This window comes from Amycolatopsis dendrobii (genome assembly GCF_014145675.1).
Classification (GTDB): domain Bacteria; phylum Actinomycetota; class Actinomycetes; order Mycobacteriales; family Pseudonocardiaceae; genus Amycolatopsis; species Amycolatopsis dendrobii.
The window spans coordinates 692,883-711,410 of sequence record NZ_JACGZW010000001.1 but is presented as its reverse complement, the minus strand read 5'-3'; the positions used below and the strand labels follow the sequence as shown (position 1 = coordinate 711,410).

The following is an 18,528-nucleotide window of genomic DNA, read 5'->3' as shown; positions in this document are numbered from 1 at the left end:
CCGCCGGTTCGCGGGGCTTGTCGTCCGTGAGGGGAACCTTGAGGAAATCTGATTCCCTCAAGGTTCCCCTCACGGACATTTGTCGGTCTCGCTCGCGCTGCGGGGCCGCTGAGCCTTGACTTCCTGCACCACCGAAGGATAATATAAAATATTATCTACCTCAGGAGGTGCGCGATGGCGCCTCGAACGGATTCCGAACTGAGCAGCCGGGCGCTGGCCCTCCTCCGGGTCGTGGCGGCCGGGCGGGCCGAGATCACCTGCAGCAGCGAGCCGGACATGTTCATCGACGGCGTGCCTTGCTGCGACCAGTACGCCGCGCACGCGCTCGCCCGCCGGGGCCTGATCGTCCAAACCGGACCTGCGGAACTCGGCAAGCGGGTGCGCGCGCGCCTCACCCCGGCCGGCGCCGCGGTGTTGGGCGTTGTCGGCGAGGCGGCCTGAAACAAAGAGCAACGGGCGGTGCGACGGCCGAAGAGGCTGCCGCACCGCCCGTGACCATTTCGGGCCCCGGCACGTTCGCTGTCCTTCGTTTTGCGGACTCGACCGTGCGGTGAGCGGCTGTTGCCCCGGTCTCGTCCGGCTTACCGTTCGAGGAGCGGCGGCGCACCAGCGCCGGCCGGATCAGCCAACGACGGAGTTGTGCCGAGATGAGCCAGGAACCGACCCCGCCCTCCCTCGAGCGGGAACCTGTCGAGGGAAACTGCCCGCGCTGCGGCGCCGCCGAATTGTCCCGCTATCCGGTGAATTCCGAGGGCGGCTGGTTCGACGTCGTGAAGTGCCAGGCGTGCCTGTTCTCAGCCAGCCGGGACCGCGGCCCGCGCCTCGGGCCGGTCCAGCTGCTCTCCGACCTCCTGTAGCGAAAAGGATCAACGATGATCGCAGTCGACGTGGGCGGCACCTTCACCGACGTGGTCGCCCTGCAAGACGGGGAAATCCGCACCGCGAAGGTCTCCACCGACTACACCGACGTGACCCGTCCGGTGCTCGAGGGCGCCGCGCTGCTCGGCGTCGCGGGCGCCCCGGTGTTCAACCACGCCAGCACGCACGGGCTGAACGCGGTGATCACCCGCGACGTGCCGAAGATCGGGTTTCTCGCCACCGAGGGGCATCGCGACATCCTGGACATGGGCCGGGTGTGGCGGCCCGCGGAGGCCATTTTGGACCCGGGCTGGCGGCGAAGCTTCGGCGACGCCGCACGGCCGCTGGTGCCGCGGTACCTGCGCCGGGGAATCCGGGAACGGCTCACCGCTTCGGGCGATGTCCTGTTCGAATTGGACGAAGCGCAGGCGCGGGCCGAACTCGAGGTGCTGCGCAAGTGCGGCGTGGCCGGGGTGGCCATCTGCCTGATCAACGCTTACGTGAACCCGGCGCACGAACTCCGCCTGCGCGAACTGGTCCGCGAGGTGCTCGGCGACGTGCCGTGCTCGCTGTCGAGCGAAGTGTCGCCGCTGGCAAAGGAGTACGCGCGGGCCTCGACGACGATGGTCGACGCGCTGATGAAGCTGATTTATGCCGACTACACCGCGCGGCTGGAGAAGGGCCTGGCCGAACTCGGGTTCACCGGGCAGCTGAACTTCGCCGACTGCGCGGCGACCCTGGTGCCGTCGCACCGGGCGATGGAACAGCCGTTCCGCATCGTGTTCTCCGGACCGGCGGCGGGCACCGTCGCCAGCGCGCATTTCGGCTCGCTGATCGGGGAATCGCAGCTGCTGTGCGCGGACGTCGGCGGCACGTCGTGCGACATCAGCGTCGTCACCGGCGGCGAGCCGTTCGTGGACACGACCTTCGAACTGGAGCACGACCTCGTCGTGAACGCGTTGGCGAACGACGTCAGCGCGATCGGGGCCGGGGGCGGGAGCCTGGTGACGATCGGCGCCACCGGCGAGATCCAGGTGGGTCCCGGCAGTGCCGGTTCGACGCCCGGCCCGGCCTGCTACGGCCGCGGCGGCACGCAGCCGACCACAACGGACACTTGCCTGCTGATCGGCATCATCGACCCGGGCACCTTCGCCGGCGGCGAGCTGGCCCTGGACCCGGCTCTGGCCCGCCAGGCGTTCGAGAACCTCGAATCGGACTTCAGCCTCGCCCAGCGCGTCCGGTACGCGTACGAGATGGCGGTGCACAACATCGCCGAGGGCGTGTTCAACGTGGCGATCAAAAACGGCGTCGACCCGCGCGACTACAGCCTGATCGCGTACGGCGCCGCCGGGCCGATGCTGCTGCCCGCGGCCATGGATGCGGTGCACTGCAAGCAGGTCGTCGTGCCGCCGAACCCGGGTTTGTTCTCCGCGCTGGGCCTGCTCTCGGCGGATCAGGTGTTCACCGTGAACCGCAGCGCCTACACCGTGCTCACGCCGGACGTCGCGGAGCGGATCGACACGCTGTTCACCGAGATGGAGGCGCAGCTTCGCGAGCGGCTGAGCGCGGACGCCTCGGTGACTTTCGAGCGCAGCTACGACGGGCACCTGGTCGGCCAGAGCTGGGACACGCCGTTCGTGCCCGTCCCGGACGGGACCCTCGACGAGTCGGCGGTCGCGGCGATGATCGTGTCGTTCCACGACACCTACCAGGAACGTTCGGGCAACCGCTTCGAGATGGTCCCGGTCGAGGGCGTCACGTTCCGGGTCCGCGCGGTGCTGGACACGCCGAAGGTCGAGTACCCGCAGCTGCCCGCGCGCGCCGAGGACGAGCCGCTCGCTCCGGTTCGCACCACGATCCTGCGGTACCTGGGCGAAGGGGCCGAAGGCCAGGAAGCGCCGGTGTACGACCGCACCGCGCTCCGGGCGGGCGACGAGTTCGACGGCCCGGCGATCGTCCACGAAGGACTGTCCACGACTCACGTCGGCGCCGGCCAGCACCTGGTCGTCGGCCGCTACGGCGAGCTCGTCATCCGGAAGAAGTGAGCGCCATGACTACCCTTGACACTCCGTCCGAGCGCATCCGGAACCGCACCGACGAGCAGTTCCAGGCGGCCTACCACGCCGACCGGTTCACCGGTTCGGTGATCGTGAACCGGCTGAAGTACGCGGTGGGGCACATGAGCACCGCGTTCCTGCGGGAAGCGTTCTCGCCGATCATCCGCGACTGGTACGACTTCGCCTGCACGATCAGCGGCCCACCGGCCCAGGACTACCGGATGGCCGTGGTCAGCAACAGCCTGACGCCGTTCCTCGGCACGATGCCCGACGCGACCCGCAACGCGGTCGAGGAGTTCGGTCCGGAGAACCTTTCCCCGGGCGACGTGCTGATCTGCAACGACCCGTACCGCGGCGGCCGGCACGTGAACGACGTGCTCTTCACCCGGCCGGTGTTCGTGGACGGCGAGATCGTCTCGTTCGTGACGATGTGCGCGCACCAGCTGGACATGGGCGGCACCGTGCCCGGCGGGTTCTCCGCGACCAAGACCAACGTCTACGAGAACGGCCTCGTGCTGCCGCCGATGCTGCTGTGGGCCAAGGACAAGCCGGTGCGGTCGACGTTCAGCCTGATCTTCGACAACACCCGCTGGGGCGGCCTGCTGCTGCCGGACTTCCACAGCATGCACCAGCAGTTGCAGCTCGGCGAGCGGCTGGTGCGGGAGAACATCGAGCGCTACGGCCTCGACGCCTTCCTCGGCTCGCTCGCCTACGCGTGCGACACGTCCGCCGAGCAGATGCGCGAAGCGATCGCCCGCATCCCGGACGGGGACTACTCCGGCAGCGCGCTGATCGACGCCGACGGGCTCGACGACACCGTCGACTACCGGGTGCACGTGACGCTGCGCAAACGCGGGCACGACATCGAGGCCGACCTCTCCGGCACCTCGGCGCAGGCGCGGACCTGCATCAACTGCGGTGTCCTCGACGCGAAAACCGCGCTGGGCGTGGCGCTGACGATGCTGCTCGACCCGGCGATCCCGTTCACCTCCGGCACCTGGCGCAACGTCGACCTGGTCGCGCCGCCGGGAACGCTGCTGAGCGCGTTGCCGCCGGAGGGCGCGCCGATGATGTTCTGGGAGCCGTCCGGCGCGCTGATCTCCGCGATCTTCGCCGCGCTGAACCCGGTCCTCGGCGAACGCGCGATCGGCGGCGACTACGGCTCCACCAACACGCACAACGCCAGCGGAGTACGGGACGACGGCACCCCGTGGACGAGCGCGACCCAGTGCGGCGGCGAGCACGGGCCGTGGGGCGCGACCAAAGAGGGCGACGGCGACAGCTACACCGTGCTGTACAACCTCAACAACCTCGATCCCGCGACCGAGACGATCGAGCACGATTCGCCGGTCGTGATGCTGCGCAAGGAACACGCGGTCGACACCGGCGGGCCGGGCAAGCACCGCGGCGGCGCGGCGAACCTCAAGGACACGCTGTGGCTGACCGCCGCCGCCCAGCACTTGTCGCCGTTCCGGACCAAGGAGCCCAGCGGGGTCGGAGCCGACGGCGGGCGGCCGGGCCCGACCGGGGCGATGTGGATTTTCCCGCCGGAGGAAGGGACTTCCGGGCCGGGCGGGCTGCTGGGCGTTTCGAGCGACGTCTACGCCCGAAGCACCCCGGTGGCCGGCGTGCTGGACCCGGAGACCAAGGCGCTGGACCCGGAAACGGGCGTATACCACTACTTCGCGAGTCAGAAGGCGTGGCTGACCGAGGCAGGTTCGGTCCTGCGCTGCCTGACGAACGGCGGCGGGGGATGGGGCTCGCCGTTCGAGCGCGAACCGGCCAAGGTGCTCGCCGATGTGCGCGACGAGTACGTGAGCGTCGAAGGGGCGGCGCGGGATTACGGAGTGGTCGTCGTCGGCGACCCGCACTTCGATCCCGAAGGCCTGCGGGTCGACGAAGAAGCAACAACCCGGCTGCGTTCCGGCCGGTCGGACGAACAAGGAGTGAGCTGATGGTTTCCGCCGCAGTCCCGGCTTTCGGGGACCGCAACCTGTTTTTCGCGTGGAGCACTTACACCACCGACTACGGGACCTACGCGAAATGGTACGACGAGGAGCACATCCCGCAGGTGATGGACGCGCCCGGGATGGTCGGCGCGCAGCGCTTCCTCATCGCGGACACCAAGCCGCTGCCCGGCGTGCGCTCGCTGGATTTCGGGCATCTCGCACTGTACGAAATGGACGGAAGCGCGCAGGGCTTCCGGGAAGAGGTCAAGCGGAAGCTGATCTCCGGGGAAATGGTGCTGCCCGACTACATGGTGCAGCCGTTCCAGGCGCTGTTCCTCAAGCCGGTCAGCGAGCCGTTCCACTCGGACCTCTTCGCCGACGCGGAAAACCTGGACGACCGGCATCTGTTCTTCGCGTGGAGCCGGCACACCGGCGATGACGCGACGTTCGGGAAATGGTACGACGAGGAGCACATCCCGCAGATCATGTCGGCTCCGGGAATGCTTCGGGCGCAACGGTTCGAGGTCTCCGACGTCAAGCCGCTGCCCGGGGTGAAGCCGGTCGACGAGGGGCATCTGGCGATCTACGAGACGGCGGGCGGCCTGGAAGGTTTCCGCGCTGAGGTGAAGCGGCAGCTGATCTCCGGGGAGATGGTGTTGCCGGACTTCATGATCCCGCCGTTCGCGACGATGTTCCTCAAGCCCGCCAGCCCGTTCTTTCTCTCGGATCGCGGGGCGTGATGCGCGAGATCGAGATCGCCGGAGTCACGGTGCCGCACCTCGGCTCGGTCTACGTGGCCGGGGAATGGCTCCCGGCGACCGGACCCGCTTACGAGGTCGTCTCCCCGTCGACCGAACAGACCGTCGCCGAGGTGACGCTGCCGTCGGCGAAGGAAGCGGACGCGGCCCTGGCGGCGGCGACGGACACCGGCTGGGGACGGCTGCCGGTCGAGCAGCGGGTCGAGATCTGCGCACGGTTCTGCTCGGCACTGGAGGCGCGGTTCCCCGAGCTGGGCACGGTCTGGGCCGCGGAAGCGGGCATGCCGGTGCGCTACAGCGCGACGCTGCACAAGTACGGCGCGGCCGGAGCGTGGAACTCCGTTCTGGAGTGCGCGGCGGACGCGCTGCGCGACGACCACCGCAGTTCGCTGCTCGGCGACGTCGTGGTGCGGCGCGAACCAGCTGGCGTCGTGGTCGCGATCCTGGCCTACAACGGCCCGGTGGTCACGATGGCCACGAAGGTCGTCCCGGCGTTGCTCGCGGGCTGCCCGGTAGTGGTGAAGGCGGCGCCCGAGTCACAGCTGATCATGCGGCTGGTCGCCGACTCCGCCGCGACGGCAGGCTTCCCGGCCGGTGCGCTGAGCATCCTGTGCAGCGACGTCGAGGTGGCTCGGCAGCTGACCGCGGACCCGCGCGCCGACCTCGTTTCGCTGACCGGCGGCCGGGTCGCCGCGCAGCAGATCATCGAGTCGACGCGGGACCGGTTCGCCCGCACGCACCTCGAACTCGGCGGCAAGTCCCCGGCGCTGATCCTCGACGACGCCCCGCTCGACCGGGTGCTGAAGTCGCTGGTGCCCGGAGCGACCGGCGGCGCCGGGCAGGTGTGCGCCGCGCTGTCGCGGGTGCTGATTTCGCGGCAGCGCCACGATGAACTGGTCGACCGGCTGCGCGCTGCTTGGCAGGGAATGCGGATCGGGGACCCGTTCGACCGGGAGACGCAGATCGGTCCGGTGGTGAACCCGGCCGCGTTGCGGCGGACCGAGGGCTTCGTGGACCGCGCGCTCGCCGCCGGGGGAGAGGTCGTCACCGGAGGCAAGCGGCCGGAAGGCTCCTCCGCGGGCTACTACTACGAGCCGACGCTGATCACCGGCGTCGCCCGGGACGCGGATCTGGCCCAGAACGAGGTGTTCGGCCCGGTCACCGTCGTACAGGCCTACGAGGACTTCGCCGACGGCCTGCGGCTGGCGAACGACACGAGCTTCGGCCTCGCCGCGAGCGTCTACACCACCGACCGGGACCTCGCGTTGGCGGCCGCGTCCGCCATTTCCGCGGGTTCGGTCGCGATCAACACTTTCGGGCCCGCGGTGAGCGCCCCGTTCGGCGGGGTGAAGGGCTCAGGATGGGGTCGCGAGTCGGGGCCGGAGGGCGTCCACGAGTTCACCGAACTGAAGCAGATCGTCGTCGGACCGGGCGTATGAGACAGGAGGGCAGGCCATGACGTTCACCAGGCTGCTCGACGCGGTGGCCGACCAGCTTCCGCCGCCCGGCGGCGACCGGATCGCGGTCAGCTTCGACGGCCGCGAACGGCTGACCTATCCGGAGCTGCGGGACAAATCGCTGCGCTACGCGACGGCGTTGCGCGAACTCGGCCTCGGCAAGGGCGACCGGCTCGGTCTGATGCTGTTCAATGACGCCGAGTACGTGCCGCTGTGCTTCGCCGCGATGCGGCTCGGCGTCGTCGCGGTCCGGCTCAACTTCCGGCTCGCGCCCGCCGAGCTGAAGTTCATCCTCGCCGATTCGGGCAGCAAAGCGGTGATCGTGCACAGCAGCCTGCTCGACCGGGTCGAGCCGGTGCGCGCGGAAACCGGGGTCGAGACCTTCGTGGTCCGTCCGGATTCCGCCGATCCGATCCCGGATTGGGCGCTTCCGTTCGAGGTGCTGCTCGGCCGCGAACCACTGGCCGACGCGCCGGAGGTGACCGATGCGGACCCGATGTCGCTGCTCTACACCTCGGGCACGACCGGCCTGCCCAAAGGCGCGGTGTGGACGCACGCCAACACGGTCAGCACGGCCACCGCGCAGGCGCTGCGCTGGCGGTTCTCGCCGGAGACCGTCGCGCTGGTGCCGGGCCCGCTCTACCACGCGGGCGGCTTCGAGGCGGTGACCGCGCCGGCGTTCCTGATGCACGGCACCGTCGTGTGCCTGCGGTCCGGCAACTTCACCGTCGACCGGTTGCTGGAGGTGCTCGAAACCGAGCAGGTGACCGACTGCCTGCTGTTCTCCTTCATGCTGCACGACCTGCTGCGCGTGGACGGGATCGAAGACCGGCTGCCGAAATCGGTCACGCACTTCATCATCGGCGGCGACACGATGATGCCGTGGGTCGTCGAAGAAGTGCGGCGGAAGCTGCCGTGGGTGCGGCTGACGCAGGTCTACGGCCTCACCGAAGGCGGAGCGATCGCGACGACGCTGGACGACGCGGACTTCGACGCCCAGCCGAAAAGCGTCGGCCGCCCGGTGCCGCTCACCGAGGTCCGGGTCGCCGGCCTCGGGCTCGAACCGGCGGAGCCCGGCGAAGTCGGCGAGATTCTGGTCCGCGGCCCCTCGGTATGCGGCGGGTACTGGAACCGGCCGGACGCGAACCGGGACACCTTCGTGGACGGCTGGTGCCGCACCGGGGACCTGGGCTTCGTCAACCCGGACGGCTTCCTCGTGCTCGCCGGCCGGGCGAAGGACATGATCCGCAGCGGCGGGGAGAACGTGTACCCGGCCGAGATCGAACGGGTGCTGACGCAGCATCCGGCGGTGCTGGACGCGGCCGTTGTCGCGGTGCCGGACCCGAAGTACCTCGAAGCCGGCTGCGCGGTGCTGGTGCTGGCCGAGGGGACCGCGCTCGACGAAGCGGAGTTGCGGGCGTATTGCCGGGAGAACCTGGCGACCTACAAGGTTCCCCGGTATTTCGTGGCGCAGCCGGAATTGCCGCGCAACGCGTCCGGGAAGATTCTCAAGTTCACCCTGCGCGACAAGTACGAAAAGCTCGGCACCACCACGGAGTCCGGGGTCACCCGGCCGGGAGAGGAAGGCACCCGATGAACCACCCGGTGCGGCGGCGCAAGCCCGAACTGGCTCTCGTGACCGGCGCGGCGGGCGGGGTCGGCTCGGCCACCGCGCGGCGGCTGGTCGAGGACGGCGCGAAAGTCGCCCTCACCGACCTGAACGCCGAACGGCTCACGGAGCTGGCGGACGAACTCGGCGCGGTCGCCTTGCCCGCGGACGGCACCGACCGCGCGGCGATCCACGACGTGGTGGAGCAGGCCGTCGAGCGGCTGGGCGGGCTCGACACCGTGATCGCGGCTCAGGGCGCGGCAGTATCGGGCACCGCGCGGCCTCAGCACGTCGAGGCGTATCAGCGGGCGCTGGACGTCAACCTGCACGGTTCGTACTACCTGGCCGGGGAAGTGCTGCCGCATCTGGAACGGCGGCAAGGCTCACTGGTGCTGTTCGCGTCGACGGCCGGGCTGATCGCGGGGCCGCCCGGAACCGTCGGCTACACGGCGGCCAAGGCGGGGATCATCGGCATCACCCGGTGGCTCGCGCGGGACTACGGGCCGAAGGGCGTGCGAGTGAACGCGGTCTGCCCAGGCTGGGTCCGCACCCCGCTCGGCGAGGGCGCGATGGCCTATCTGGCGAAGCGCGAGGGCATCACGCTCGACGAGGCATATGCGCTGACCACGAAGCACGTGCCGCTCCGCCGTGCCGCGGAACCGGAGGAGATCGCGTCGGTGTGCGCGTTCCTCGCCTCGGGCGACGCGTCCATGGTCACCGGCCACGTGCTGGTCGCGGACGGCGGCGGCGCGGCGGTGGATTCGTCCACTTTGGTCTTCGACGAGCTGTGAGCCGGGCGGCGGCGGGTCGTGAGGGCGGCCTTCCCGGACTCTGATTCCCGCAGAGTCCCGCTCGCCTACGGTGCTCACCGGCCGGACCGGCGGGCGATGTTCGTCGACGCCGAGCGGAATCGGCAAGCGGCGCAACGGAAACTGGAGAGCCCCGTCCTCGCGCTCGGCGGATGGCGCGACGCGCTCCTTCCCTTCCTCGCCAAGCACCAGTGACCGCCGAGGTCAGGGGAGCGGCTGGTCGATCTGCTCGCGCAGGATGTCCCCGTGTCCCGCGTGCCGGGCGAATTCCTGGATCATCGCGAGCAGCGTCCATCGCATGCTGACGGTGCCCTCGCCGGGGAACTCCTTGGTGTCGTCGAGTTCGAAGCGCGCGGCGATCTCCCTTGACCGCTGGCTGGCGCGTTCGTATTCGGCGATCACGTCGGCCACGGTCTCGTCGTCGGCGACGGCGAAGGTGCCGACGTCTCGCTTCGAGTACCCGTCGCATTCGGACTCGTCGAGCCCCGCCCAGAACCGTTGAAACCAGATCCGTTCCGCCGCGGCGGCGTGCTTGACCACGGAAATCGGCGTCGACAGCGACGCGACGAGCCGTCGCCGGGCGTCGGCCTCGGACAGGCCGCGGAGGGTCTCGGCCAGTGCTTCGCGGTTGCGGTCGAGCGTGTTCTCGAGCAGTGCTCGTTCGGCGCCGTTGGTGATGCGTTCGGTGGGCATGGTTCTGCTCCGTTCTCGGGCATGACGGGGGACGGCCTGGCGAGGCCGGGATCGCTGAGGTGCTGCGCCTGCGCGGGCCAGGAAAAGCACCGCGGGCGATGACGGTCAGCCGGTCGAACCCGGCGACGGGAGGTATTCAACCACAACCCGGCCGGGTGCGGTGGCCGCTGCCACCGCACCCGGCTACTCGGTTTCCTCCGGTTCCTTCGCCTTCTCCGCCTCGCGAAGCCGCTGCAATTCCTCAAGTTCCGCCTGCTGCGCACTCACACGAGCACGCAGTTCCCCCAGCTCAGCATGCAGCGGTGCCAGCGTTTCGGCGTACGCCTTGGTCGCCTGGCTCAACTGCGCAGCGGACTCCGCGACCCGCTGATCAGCCGCCGACTGAACGCCACGCACACGTTCGTCCGCCTCCGCGGCCTGCTCGCGCAACCGCTGCTCCTGCTCCCGCATCCGGGTCTCGTGCTCGCCGGTCAGCGCTGCCCGAAGTTCCTCCTGCGCTTCCGCCGCCACACGACGCGCCTGTTCCAGATCCTCGACCGCCGTCGCCCGCAACGCGGAGATCTCGCGCTGCAACGCCGTGACCCGGTCATGCGCGCCTGCCGCCTGCTCGAGCGCACGCTGCCGGTTGTTCGCGGCTTCATCACGGACCGCCAGCGCGGCTTCCTGCGCTTTCCGCGCCGCAGCGGCGTTCGCGAGCGCAGCGTCACGCTCTTCCCGGTCCACTTCGGACTGTTTCCTGGCCGCTGCCTCGGCCGCACGCGCTTCCTCCGCCTCGGCTAACGCGTGCGCGCGCTCCGCGTTCGCCGCCCGGGCCTCCGCCAACGCCTCGTCGCGGGCGGCTTCGGCCTCTTCCCGCGCTTTGAGGGCGGCCGCGGTCTGGTCGGTGACGTGCGTGCGCAGCGCCGACAGCTCCGCGTGCAGCGGGTCCAACGCCGACAACGCCGACCCGAGCTGCTCGTCGAGCGCCCGGGTGTCGAGCTGGGTCATCGGCTGGTCGGGGCCGTAGACGGTCACCCAGATCTCGCGCTGCTCGTCGAGCATCGCGCACGTGACGACCTTCGCGCCCCACCTTCCGTACCGCTCCGGATCGGCCGGGCAGTACGGCGTCGGCCGCCCGCCTTGCCGGGGGATCGGCGGCAGCGGCCGGCCGCAGTACGCGCATCCCGCCTCGTCCCCGGCGGCCAGCGCGCGCACGGTCGCCTCCCGGCGTTCCTCGCGGCTTCCGCGCCGGATCGGCGGCCCCATCGTCTCCATCAGTGCCCCTTTCCGCAGGTGACACCCACTCTACAGTTATGGTTTACATACCGAAACACGAGGTAAGACTTGAATAACTTAAACCGGGAGACAGGAGCGAGAAGCTAGAACTATATGGATAACTGAGATTATTCATATAACTGTGCCACAGGCGGCTTCGAGAACGATCAGGGCGGCGATCCGCAGCGGTGCCCCGCCTGTCCGAGCCAGGCGGGGCACCTCGAGAAGACGTCAGCCGCACTGGGTCCCGACGCCGCCGGTCACTCCGCCCTTCAGGTAGTAGGCGGCCACGTAGCCCTGCTTGTAGGTGTCGCCCAGCTGGCGGACCCAGATGTCGTTGCCTTCGATGTTCTCGCCGTGGGTCCAGCAGTAGGCGTCGTAGCCGTTGTCGGCGGTCACGTAGTCGACCTGCTGGCTGTGGGTGGTCGGCAGCTGGCGGACCCGCGCGTCGTGCCACGGCGTGACGCGGTAGGGGGCCAGCGCGGGTGCGGCGAGCGCCGGGCTGATCGTCGCGGCGGCGGCCGCGAGGGTCAGTGCGGCCGCGGTCAGCGTCTTCGAGATCCTCATCGTGTTCCTCCCTGGTGATGGCTTTCCCCGGTCGCCACGGGTGGTGGCCGATCGAGAACAGCACCGGGGCGGGGAGCGCGGCCAGATCGACGGGTGTCCTGCCGTGTCCCGTTCTGCGCCGGACACGCTGAGCTGGGGGAACCCGGGCTCGGTCAGCTGTGCCGGTAGGACCGGACGGAGGTCGAGCGTTCCGTGCCGCCGAGGTGGTTGAGCACGGTGTGCCATCCCGTGCAGTCCGGGGCGGGGAAGCCGAGCTGGCGTTCTTTGCTGCTGTTCATCTCCGAGCGGGCCTCGAACGGCAGGGCGGCGCAGTGGTTCGCACTGGCCCAGACCGGGTCGAGGGTGATCTTGTGCCCGCCGAATTCCGGTTCGCTCCAGAAGCACACGAAGCCGGGCGCGCACTCGGCGACGGTCGCGGACGGACGGTCAAGCGCCCAGAACGTCGCGGTCGCGGCAGCCAGCAGCACCGCGGCGGCCAGGGCGCCGATCGCGGCGAACTGCCACCGGCGTCCTGGCCCGGCCGGTTCCCCCGACGCCGGACCGGACTCGCACAGCCGCTTGCGGACCGCGTCGAGTTCGTCGAACAGGTCCGCCCGGTCGCACCCGCGCAGGTAGCAGCGAAGCTGACCGGCGGTCGGCACCTGGCCGTTCTCGAGGTAGGAGACGCGCTGCCTGGTCAGCGCCTCGGAGCCGATCGCCGAACGCCGGGCGAGCGCGTGCTGGGTTATCGGCCCGCGCAGTTCGCGCAGGCGTTCGCCGAAGGTTTTCGCGTCCGAACCGCGCTCCGCCATGCTTCGCCCCTCGCCAAGCCGTCCGGACCGCGGATCAGCGTAGCGAGCGAAACGCCCAGGTCCCGGCGGCGAACTCGGCGATCAGCCGATCCGGGGACTCCGGAGCGGGGGAACTGCCGTGCCAGGATCAGCCGGCACGGCGTCGGAAACACGGGGGACACTGATGGCTCAGAGCGGGCTGCGAGGCTTTGCCTTCTCTCTGCGGCCCGCCACGCGCGCACCTGGCAGGGTCGCGCCGGCGCCGGACGGCGATCCCGGCTTCGACGCCCTGGTCATCGAGGCCTGCCAGGTCCTCGCCGCGACGGATTGCGCGTTCACCGTCCGCGGTTTCGGCGGGAGCTGGCCGGTGGACGTCGCCTATGACCTGTCGACCCTGGTCGAACAGCTTCCCCGACTGCTGCGAGACCTGCGCGCCCGCCGCGACGGCCAGATCGGCTTCTACGGCCAGGGCATCGAGCGGACCGTGCACTTCAGCCCGTGCGGGGAGCGACTGCGGCTCACCTGCACGTCCAGGACTTCCTGGACTCCGGATCCCGCCGTCGAGATCGCCGGCGCCGCCAGCCTGGAAGAGATGATCCTCCGGTTGATGTCCGCGTTCAGCAGTTCGCTGGAGACCGCGCGCTCGCCGCTGGCCGACGCGTCCCCGTTTTCCTCGTGGCGATGAATCCTCACAACTCCCGGCTCACCACGCTGCCCGCCTGCACCGTCGCGAACCCCAGCCGGTGGTTGACCGCGATCATGTGCGTGTTTCCCGCACCCGTGGCGGTCCAGACTTGCGCCACGCCAGGTCGGTCCGCTGTGAACCACCGCAGCATCGCCGACTTCATCGCCAGTCCGAGACCGTGCCCGCGATGCGCGGCGAGCACCGCGGTGTCGCCCTGGTGCAACCTATCCGGCAGCAGCGGCCGCGATTCCATCTCCGTCAGGCCGACCACCTCGCCCCCGGAAGAAACCGCTGCCACCGTCCGGTGCTCGATGCCCCGCTCGCGATACGAGGCTTCGATCCGCCGGACCCGGTCCGCCGACCAATCCGGCGCGCCGAACTCGGACTCGCCCAACGGTGCGTCGCCAATAGCCGCGCGAGCCTTCGCGTACTCGGAGACGAGCGGCTCCGGAGCAGCGCCGGCCCACCGCATCAGCCGGTATCCGGGAGGCGGCGCGACGTCCCACCGCGCGCGGTCGGCCTCGCTCAGCTCCATGATCTGCAGGACCGCCGAGTGCACGATCCGGAACCCGAGATCTTGAGCCCAGCGCTCGCCCGGGCCGCCGAGGGCGAGGTTCCACGCCTCCACCCGCGTCCGCCCGAGTGCCCGCAGCTTCGGCTCCAACGTGTGCAGCAGCTCCGTCCCGATGCCTTGGCGCCGCACGTCCGGGTGGACGTGGAGCCGCACGAGTGCGAGGTGTTCGTTCCCGTCGGCGGGCAGGGTCGCGATCGCCCTGGCGACGAGCCGGTCGTCCCGGTGGGCGGTCCACACCAGCTGCTCGCCCGCCTGGATCTGCGGCGCGCGCACGCCGGAGATCGTCTCCTCCCGCGTCATCGGCGGACGCTCCGGGAAATCCAGCCGGTAGGCGGAAAACTGCAGCTCGTGCAGTGCGTCCCAGTCCGCGTCGCTCGCCCGGTCGGCGTCGAAAAGCCGCACGTCCAGCACGGTCGCCCCCCTGATCGAAACCAGCCCCTCCTCGCAACCTACCGCCAGTGCAGCGAGGTTTTCCGCCGAATCGAGACCTGGACCGGAAGCGACGTCAGCCCGCGCAGGGTCGCGGTGTCCTCCCAGACCGGGCAGCCGGCCAAGGTCAACGTGATTCCGTTGTCCCGCAGGCAATCGAAGAGGGTCCTCAGCTGGAGGTTGACCAGCGCGGCGCCGAGGCAGGAGTGCGCGCCGCGGCCGAATCCGAGGTGCAGGCCGCGCCGGGGCCGCGGATTCACCTCGTCCGGGCAAGGAAATACCGCGGGATCGCGATTCGCGGCCGCCAGCAGCACGATCACCACGTCGCCGCGCCGGACGCGCTGGCCGCCCAGTTCCCCGTCGGCGACGCACATCCGGCCGTCGGCTTGCACGGATCCGTCGAGGCGGACCAGTTCGTCGGCGAGATCGTCCGCGCCGTCCAATCCGGACAGCAGATCCAGCAGACCGGGCCGGCGCGCCAGGCGCAGCAGAGCGGCGCCGAGCAGGCGGCTGGACGACTCGTACCCGGCGTGCAGGACCGCGCGGAGCGAGTTCGCCAGCAGGTCCGCGGAAATGCCGGGGCGGGCGCGGCGGGCGGCGGCGACGAAACCGGTCTGGTTCTCCGAGGCCAGCCAGCCCGCGACGAGTTCGCTGAGCTGGGCCCTGGCCTCGTTCCCGGCTTCCGCGCGGGACGGGTCGAGACCGGCGTCCATGCTGCGCACGATGGCATTGGAGTAACGCTCGAACTCTTCGCCGCCCGGCGGTTGCACGCCGAGATACCGGCAGATCGCGTCGAGCGCGACCGGACGCGCGAAGCCCCGGACGAGGTCGGCCGGGCACGAATCGGCCAGTCCGAGGAGCCGGGAAGCCATGCTCGCGCGCAGGTGCCCGGCCATGGCGCGCTGCGGCGTCTGGTGCAGCGCGGAGATCAGCAACCGGCGGATCCCGGTGTGCTCCGGCGGGTCGAGCCGCTGCAGGCTGACCGACGCGGCGGGGACGTCGAGCCCGGCCCGGCGGAAGTCCGAGGCGTAGCGGGCGGGATCGGCGAGCACCTGACGTCCGGCGGCGTGCTCGGTGACGACCCAGGAGTCCAGCATTCCGTGCCAGTACACCGGATGCGCCTCGCGCAGCGCGCGGTAGACCGGGTGCGGATCGGCGGGCACGCGCGGGTCGAGCGGCTCGTAGTACGGGTCGTCGTGCGGCTTGTCGTGCGCGGCCAAAACGTCCTCCGGTTCCCCGGCGAGCACGCCGCGGTCGGGTCGGAGCAGGAGCGTCGCGGCCGGTCCGGTCACGACGCTCCCGCGGTGCGGCTTGCCGGGTCAGTGGACGTACAGCATGGGCATTCACCTCCCGAATCCCGTTCGCAGCAGCGGGAAATCCGTGCCGGGGGCGAAAGCGGGCCGGCGCGTTTCCGGTGACGGAGCGGCGCTGCCCGGGCTGTGGCCCATCGTGGCCGGGGCGCCTTGTCGAAACCTTGCAGCGACCTTGAACCCTCGGCGGCGGGACTGGTATCCCGGAAAGGACCCAGGGAGGTTCCGTGTGCGGCACCGAGGTCAGGGTTCTCGGAGAGGTCGAAATACGGGTCGGCGGGCGGATTCTCGCCTTGGGCCCGCCGCGGCAGCGCAGGCTTCTCGCGGCGCTGCTCATCCAGCCGAACGTCCAGATCTCGACCGGCGAGCTGATCAGCCGGGTCTGGAACGGCTCCCCGCCCGCGCGCGTGCACAACGCGCTCTACAGCTACGTTTCCCGGCTTCGCGGGGTGCTCCAGGGCAGTGATCGGCTGGTCCTGACGCGCGGGCACCGCGGATACGTGCTGCTGGTCGACGAGGACGACATCGACCTGTGCCGGTTCCGCGGCCTGGTGGCGCGGGCGAGGCAGTCCGGCACCGACCGGCGGCGGGCGAAACAAACCTACGAGAAGGCGTTGTCGCTGTGCCGCGGCGTTCCGTTCGTGGACGTCGACGCCGCGTGGCTGGTCGACCTGCGCGCCCGGTTCGCCGCCGAGCGGCTGGGCGCGGAACTGGACCTGTTCGACATCTGCCTGCGCGAAGGCAAGTCTTCGGAACTGCTCGGCCCGCTGAACCATTACGCGGCCGAGCATCCGCTGGACGAACGGATCGCCGCGCAGCTGATGACGGTGCTGTGCCGGCACGGCCGCCAGGCGGACGCGCTGCGCAGGTACGCCGGGCTGAGCCGCCGTCTCCGCAACGAGCTGGGCGTCGACCCGGGAGCGCGGCTGGTGGAACTGCACGGCCGGATCCTCTCCGGCGCGTGCCCCTAGCCCGGCACGGAAGCGCGCAGCAGGAGCTCCCGCAGCGCGAGCGCGGCGTCCGAAGGGTTTTCGGGCAGGAGGACGACCTGGTCGGCGGTGGTCGACGGACCGGTCAGCGGGATGATCCGCAGCCCCGGCGGCTGGTGGTCCAGTGCCGACTCGACGGTGATCCCGATTCCCGTCCCGGCCGCGACATGGGCGGCGATCGCCTGGACGCTGTCGGCGGTCCGGATGATCCGCAGGTCCGCGCCGCTGATCCGGAACGCCGACAGCAGCCGGTCGCAGAGCCCGCTGTTGATCTGGTGCGGCCAGGTCAGCAACGCGGTCGAGGACAGTTCGGCGGCGCTCAGTTCCGCGTGTCCGGCAAGGGAATGCGCCGCGGGCACCAGCGCGACGAACCGTTCGGCGGACAGCACCCGCGCCCGCACGCCGTCGATCCCGCCGGTCGCCCAGCCGATGCCGAGCCCGACGGTTTCCGCGCGCAGGGCGGCGAGCTGCGCGGTGGTCGGCATCGGCTCGGGCACGATCGTGACGTCGGGGAACTGCTCGCGCAGCAGAGGCAGGCAGCGCAGCAGCACCTGGTGGGCGGTGTATTCGGCGTGGGCGACGACGAGCGTGCCGCGCTTCGGGTCGCCGCCCGCCAGAGAGCGACCGCGTTGCCGGAAGCGGCGCAGCTGGGCGAGGGTGGCGTGCGCGTCGGGCAGGAGGGCTTCGCCGAGGCCGGTCAGCGAGACGCGGCGGCTGGTGCGGTGGAACAGCTTGCCGCCCAAGGTTTTCTCCAGGCGCCGGACGGCGTCGCTGACGGTCGGCTGCCCGCGGTGCAGGCGCTCGGCGGCGCGGCCGAAATGCAGTTCCTCCGCGACCGTGACGAACGCTTCCAGTTCGATCCTGTCCACCGGATCAGGCTAGCTCGATCGATCGGTTTCACCGATCGCTGGGTGGTGGAGAACGGCGTTGATGGTGCCCGGGGATCGGGATGAGATGGGGAGCAAGCAGGGGATTCCCCCACGAACGGAAGAAGATTTCGCATGACAGCCACTGCCGTTGACGGCATCCCGCAGGCCACGGTCGCCGTGGTCTGCCATTCGGTCCACGGGCACACCCGCCTCCTGGCCGATCATCTCGCCGAAGGGGCGCGACAGGTGCCGGGCGTGCGGGTGCACCTCGTCGACATCCGGGCCGAGGACGTCTCGGCGGGCCGTTGGCACGACAGCGAGGTTATGGCGCTGCTGGGCCGTTCCGACGCGATCGTCATGGGCTGCCCGACGCTGATGGGCAGCGTGTCCGCGGTGTTCAAGGCGTTCATGGAGGCCGCGTTCACGCCGTTCACCACACAGGCGTGGAAGGACAAACTGGCCGGCGGGTTCACCATGTCCGCGTCGCAGAGCGGCGACAAGCTGGCGGTGCTGCAGCAGTTGTCGGTGTTCGCCGCGCAGTTGGGCATGCAGTGGATCGGCGTGGGCGACATGCCGGGCAACAACTGGAGCGGCGGGTCCCGCGACGATGTCAACCGGCTCGGCTCGTGGCTGGGGCTGATGAGCCAGAGCCACGCCGACCTCGGCCCGGAGGAGGCCGGATCGCACGGCGACCGCGCCACCGCCCAGCGGTACGGCGAGCGGATCGCGCGGCTGACGCAGCGCTGGGTCAACGGCGTGCCTTACGAAACCGGCCGGATGACCGAGCACGAGGCCCGCGCGCTGTCCGCCTCCCTCCGCGACGCTGCGTCCTGACGCAGGTGAGTTTGCGGTCTGTGAAGGGTTCCTTGAGGGGATCAGGTTCCCTCAAGG

General features: G+C 70.3%; 18 protein-coding genes. 11 read left to right on the top strand and 7 right to left on the bottom strand.

The window, feature by feature from the left end; genetic code table 11:
- Positions 1-174: 174 nt before the first annotated feature.
- From H4281_RS03225 to H4281_RS03190, 8 genes are all read left to right on the top strand, one after another.
- Positions 175-441: a hypothetical protein gene (locus H4281_RS03225; protein WP_182889342.1), complete on the top strand. Its 267-nt coding sequence runs from the start codon at positions 175-177 to the stop codon at positions 439-441.
- 206 nt (positions 442-647) lie between these two features.
- Positions 648-857 (top strand): hypothetical protein, encoded by a 210-nt coding sequence (locus H4281_RS03220; protein ID WP_182889341.1) that lies wholly within the window; start codon positions 648-650, stop codon positions 855-857.
- A gap of 15 nt (positions 858-872) precedes the next feature.
- A complete protein-coding gene (locus H4281_RS03215; protein WP_182889340.1) occupies positions 873-2,903 on the top strand; it encodes a hydantoinase/oxoprolinase family protein in 2,031 nt (676 codons plus the stop codon).
- Positions 2,904-2,908: 5 nt separating this feature from the next.
- Positions 2,909-4,870, top strand: coding sequence for a hydantoinase B/oxoprolinase family protein (locus H4281_RS03210; protein WP_182889339.1), 1,962 nt, complete (start codon positions 2,909-2,911; stop codon positions 4,868-4,870).
- Positions 4,870-5,604, top strand: coding sequence for a hypothetical protein (locus tag H4281_RS03205; RefSeq protein WP_182889338.1), 735 nt, complete (start codon positions 4,870-4,872; stop codon positions 5,602-5,604). The genes H4281_RS03210 and H4281_RS03205 overlap by 1 nt, the downstream gene beginning before the upstream one ends.
- Positions 5,604-7,061, top strand: a complete 1,458-nt coding sequence (locus tag H4281_RS03200; protein ID WP_182889337.1) for an aldehyde dehydrogenase family protein — start codon at positions 5,604-5,606, stop codon at positions 7,059-7,061. Before H4281_RS03205 ends, H4281_RS03200 begins: the two co-directional genes overlap by 1 nt.
- A gap of 16 nt (positions 7,062-7,077) precedes the next feature.
- Positions 7,078-8,676, top strand: a complete 1,599-nt coding sequence (locus H4281_RS03195; protein ID WP_182889336.1) for a class I adenylate-forming enzyme family protein — start codon at positions 7,078-7,080, stop codon at positions 8,674-8,676.
- The gene (locus tag H4281_RS03190) at positions 8,673-9,479 is read left to right on the top strand and encodes an SDR family NAD(P)-dependent oxidoreductase (protein ID WP_182889335.1); all 807 of its coding nucleotides are present in this window, start codon (positions 8,673-8,675) and stop codon (positions 9,477-9,479) included. The genes H4281_RS03195 and H4281_RS03190 overlap by 4 nt, the downstream gene beginning before the upstream one ends.
- 222 nt (positions 9,480-9,701) lie before the next feature.
- On the opposite strand, the gene H4281_RS03185 is transcribed toward H4281_RS03190, so the two are convergent.
- The 4 genes from H4281_RS03185 to H4281_RS03170 all read right to left on the bottom strand — a co-directional run bounded on the left by H4281_RS03185 (position 9,702) and on the right by H4281_RS03170 (position 12,802).
- Positions 9,702-10,190: a DinB family protein gene (locus tag H4281_RS03185; protein ID WP_182889334.1), complete on the bottom strand. Its 489-nt coding sequence runs from the start codon at positions 10,188-10,190 to the stop codon at positions 9,702-9,704.
- Between the two features lie 183 nt (positions 10,191-10,373).
- Positions 10,374-11,444, bottom strand: a complete 1,071-nt coding sequence (locus H4281_RS03180; RefSeq protein ID WP_246411257.1) for a hypothetical protein — start codon at positions 11,442-11,444, stop codon at positions 10,374-10,376.
- A 231-nt stretch (positions 11,445-11,675) separates the two neighbouring features.
- Entirely contained in the window at positions 11,676-12,011 is a 336-nt protein-coding gene (locus tag H4281_RS03175) for an SH3 domain-containing protein (protein WP_182889333.1), read from the bottom strand.
- Positions 12,012-12,163: 152 nt separating this feature from the next.
- The gene (locus H4281_RS03170; RefSeq protein WP_182889332.1) at positions 12,164-12,802 is read right to left on the bottom strand and encodes a helix-turn-helix domain-containing protein; all 639 of its coding nucleotides are present in this window, start codon (positions 12,800-12,802) and stop codon (positions 12,164-12,166) included.
- Positions 12,803-12,965: 163 nt separating this feature from the next.
- Between H4281_RS03170 and H4281_RS03165 the strand changes: the two genes are divergently transcribed.
- Entirely contained in the window at positions 12,966-13,466 is a 501-nt protein-coding gene (locus H4281_RS03165) for a hypothetical protein (protein WP_182889331.1), read from the top strand.
- 4 nt (positions 13,467-13,470) lie between these two features.
- Here the strand turns inward: H4281_RS03165 and H4281_RS03160 are convergent, their stop codons facing one another.
- Both H4281_RS03160 and H4281_RS46510 read right to left on the bottom strand, forming a co-directional pair.
- Entirely contained in the window at positions 13,471-14,451 is a 981-nt protein-coding gene (locus H4281_RS03160; protein ID WP_182889330.1) for a GNAT family N-acetyltransferase, read from the bottom strand.
- Between the two features lie 38 nt (positions 14,452-14,489).
- Positions 14,490-15,761 (bottom strand): cytochrome P450, encoded by a 1,272-nt coding sequence (locus H4281_RS46510; protein WP_220506603.1) that lies wholly within the window; start codon positions 15,759-15,761, stop codon positions 14,490-14,492.
- A 245-nt stretch (positions 15,762-16,006) separates the two neighbouring features.
- On the opposite strand from H4281_RS46510, the gene H4281_RS03150 reads away from it, so the two are divergent.
- A complete protein-coding gene (locus H4281_RS03150; protein ID WP_182889329.1) occupies positions 16,007-16,750 on the top strand; it encodes an AfsR/SARP family transcriptional regulator in 744 nt (247 codons plus the stop codon).
- Here the strand turns inward: H4281_RS03150 and H4281_RS46100 are convergent.
- The gene (locus H4281_RS46100) at positions 16,747-17,637 is read right to left on the bottom strand and encodes a LysR family transcriptional regulator (protein WP_182889328.1); all 891 of its coding nucleotides are present in this window, start codon (positions 17,635-17,637) and stop codon (positions 16,747-16,749) included. The genes H4281_RS03150 and H4281_RS46100 overlap by 4 nt on opposite strands.
- 132 nt (positions 17,638-17,769) lie before the next feature.
- On the opposite strand from H4281_RS46100, the gene H4281_RS03140 reads away from it, so the two are divergent.
- On the top strand, positions 17,770-18,471 hold the full coding sequence (locus tag H4281_RS03140) for a flavodoxin family protein (RefSeq protein WP_182889327.1): 702 nt from the start codon (positions 17,770-17,772) through the stop codon (positions 18,469-18,471).
- Positions 18,472-18,528 lie beyond the last annotated feature (57 nt).

Excerpts from the sequence above, each read along its gene's own strand:
- H4281_RS03225 (WP_182889342.1), top strand. The coding sequence starts at position 175 with ATGGCGCCTCGAACGGATTCCGAACTGAGCAGCCGGGCGCTGGCCCTC.
- H4281_RS03220 (WP_182889341.1), top strand. The coding sequence starts at position 648 with ATGAGCCAGGAACCGACCCCGCCCTCCCTCGAGCGGGAACCTGTCGAG.
- H4281_RS03215 (WP_182889340.1), top strand. The coding sequence starts at position 873 with ATGATCGCAGTCGACGTGGGCGGCACCTTCACCGACGTGGTCGCCCTG.
- H4281_RS03210 (WP_182889339.1), top strand. The coding sequence starts at position 2,909 with ATGACTACCCTTGACACTCCGTCCGAGCGCATCCGGAACCGCACCGAC.
- H4281_RS03205 (WP_182889338.1), top strand. The coding sequence starts at position 4,870 with ATGGTTTCCGCCGCAGTCCCGGCTTTCGGGGACCGCAACCTGTTTTTC.
- H4281_RS03200 (WP_182889337.1), top strand. The coding sequence starts at position 5,604 with ATGCGCGAGATCGAGATCGCCGGAGTCACGGTGCCGCACCTCGGCTCG.
- H4281_RS03195 (WP_182889336.1), top strand. The coding sequence starts at position 7,078 with ATGACGTTCACCAGGCTGCTCGACGCGGTGGCCGACCAGCTTCCGCCG.
- H4281_RS03190 (WP_182889335.1), top strand. The coding sequence starts at position 8,673 with ATGAACCACCCGGTGCGGCGGCGCAAGCCCGAACTGGCTCTCGTGACC.
- H4281_RS03185 (WP_182889334.1), bottom strand. The coding sequence starts at position 10,190 with ATGCCCACCGAACGCATCACCAACGGCGCCGAACGAGCACTGCTCGAG.
- H4281_RS03180 (WP_246411257.1), bottom strand. The coding sequence starts at position 11,444 with ATGGAGACGATGGGGCCGCCGATCCGGCGCGGAAGCCGCGAGGAACGC.
- H4281_RS03175 (WP_182889333.1), bottom strand. The coding sequence starts at position 12,011 with ATGAGGATCTCGAAGACGCTGACCGCGGCCGCACTGACCCTCGCGGCC.
- H4281_RS03170 (WP_182889332.1), bottom strand. The coding sequence starts at position 12,802 with ATGGCGGAGCGCGGTTCGGACGCGAAAACCTTCGGCGAACGCCTGCGC.
- H4281_RS03165 (WP_182889331.1), top strand. The coding sequence starts at position 12,966 with ATGGCTCAGAGCGGGCTGCGAGGCTTTGCCTTCTCTCTGCGGCCCGCC.
- H4281_RS03140 (WP_182889327.1), top strand. The coding sequence starts at position 17,770 with ATGACAGCCACTGCCGTTGACGGCATCCCGCAGGCCACGGTCGCCGTG.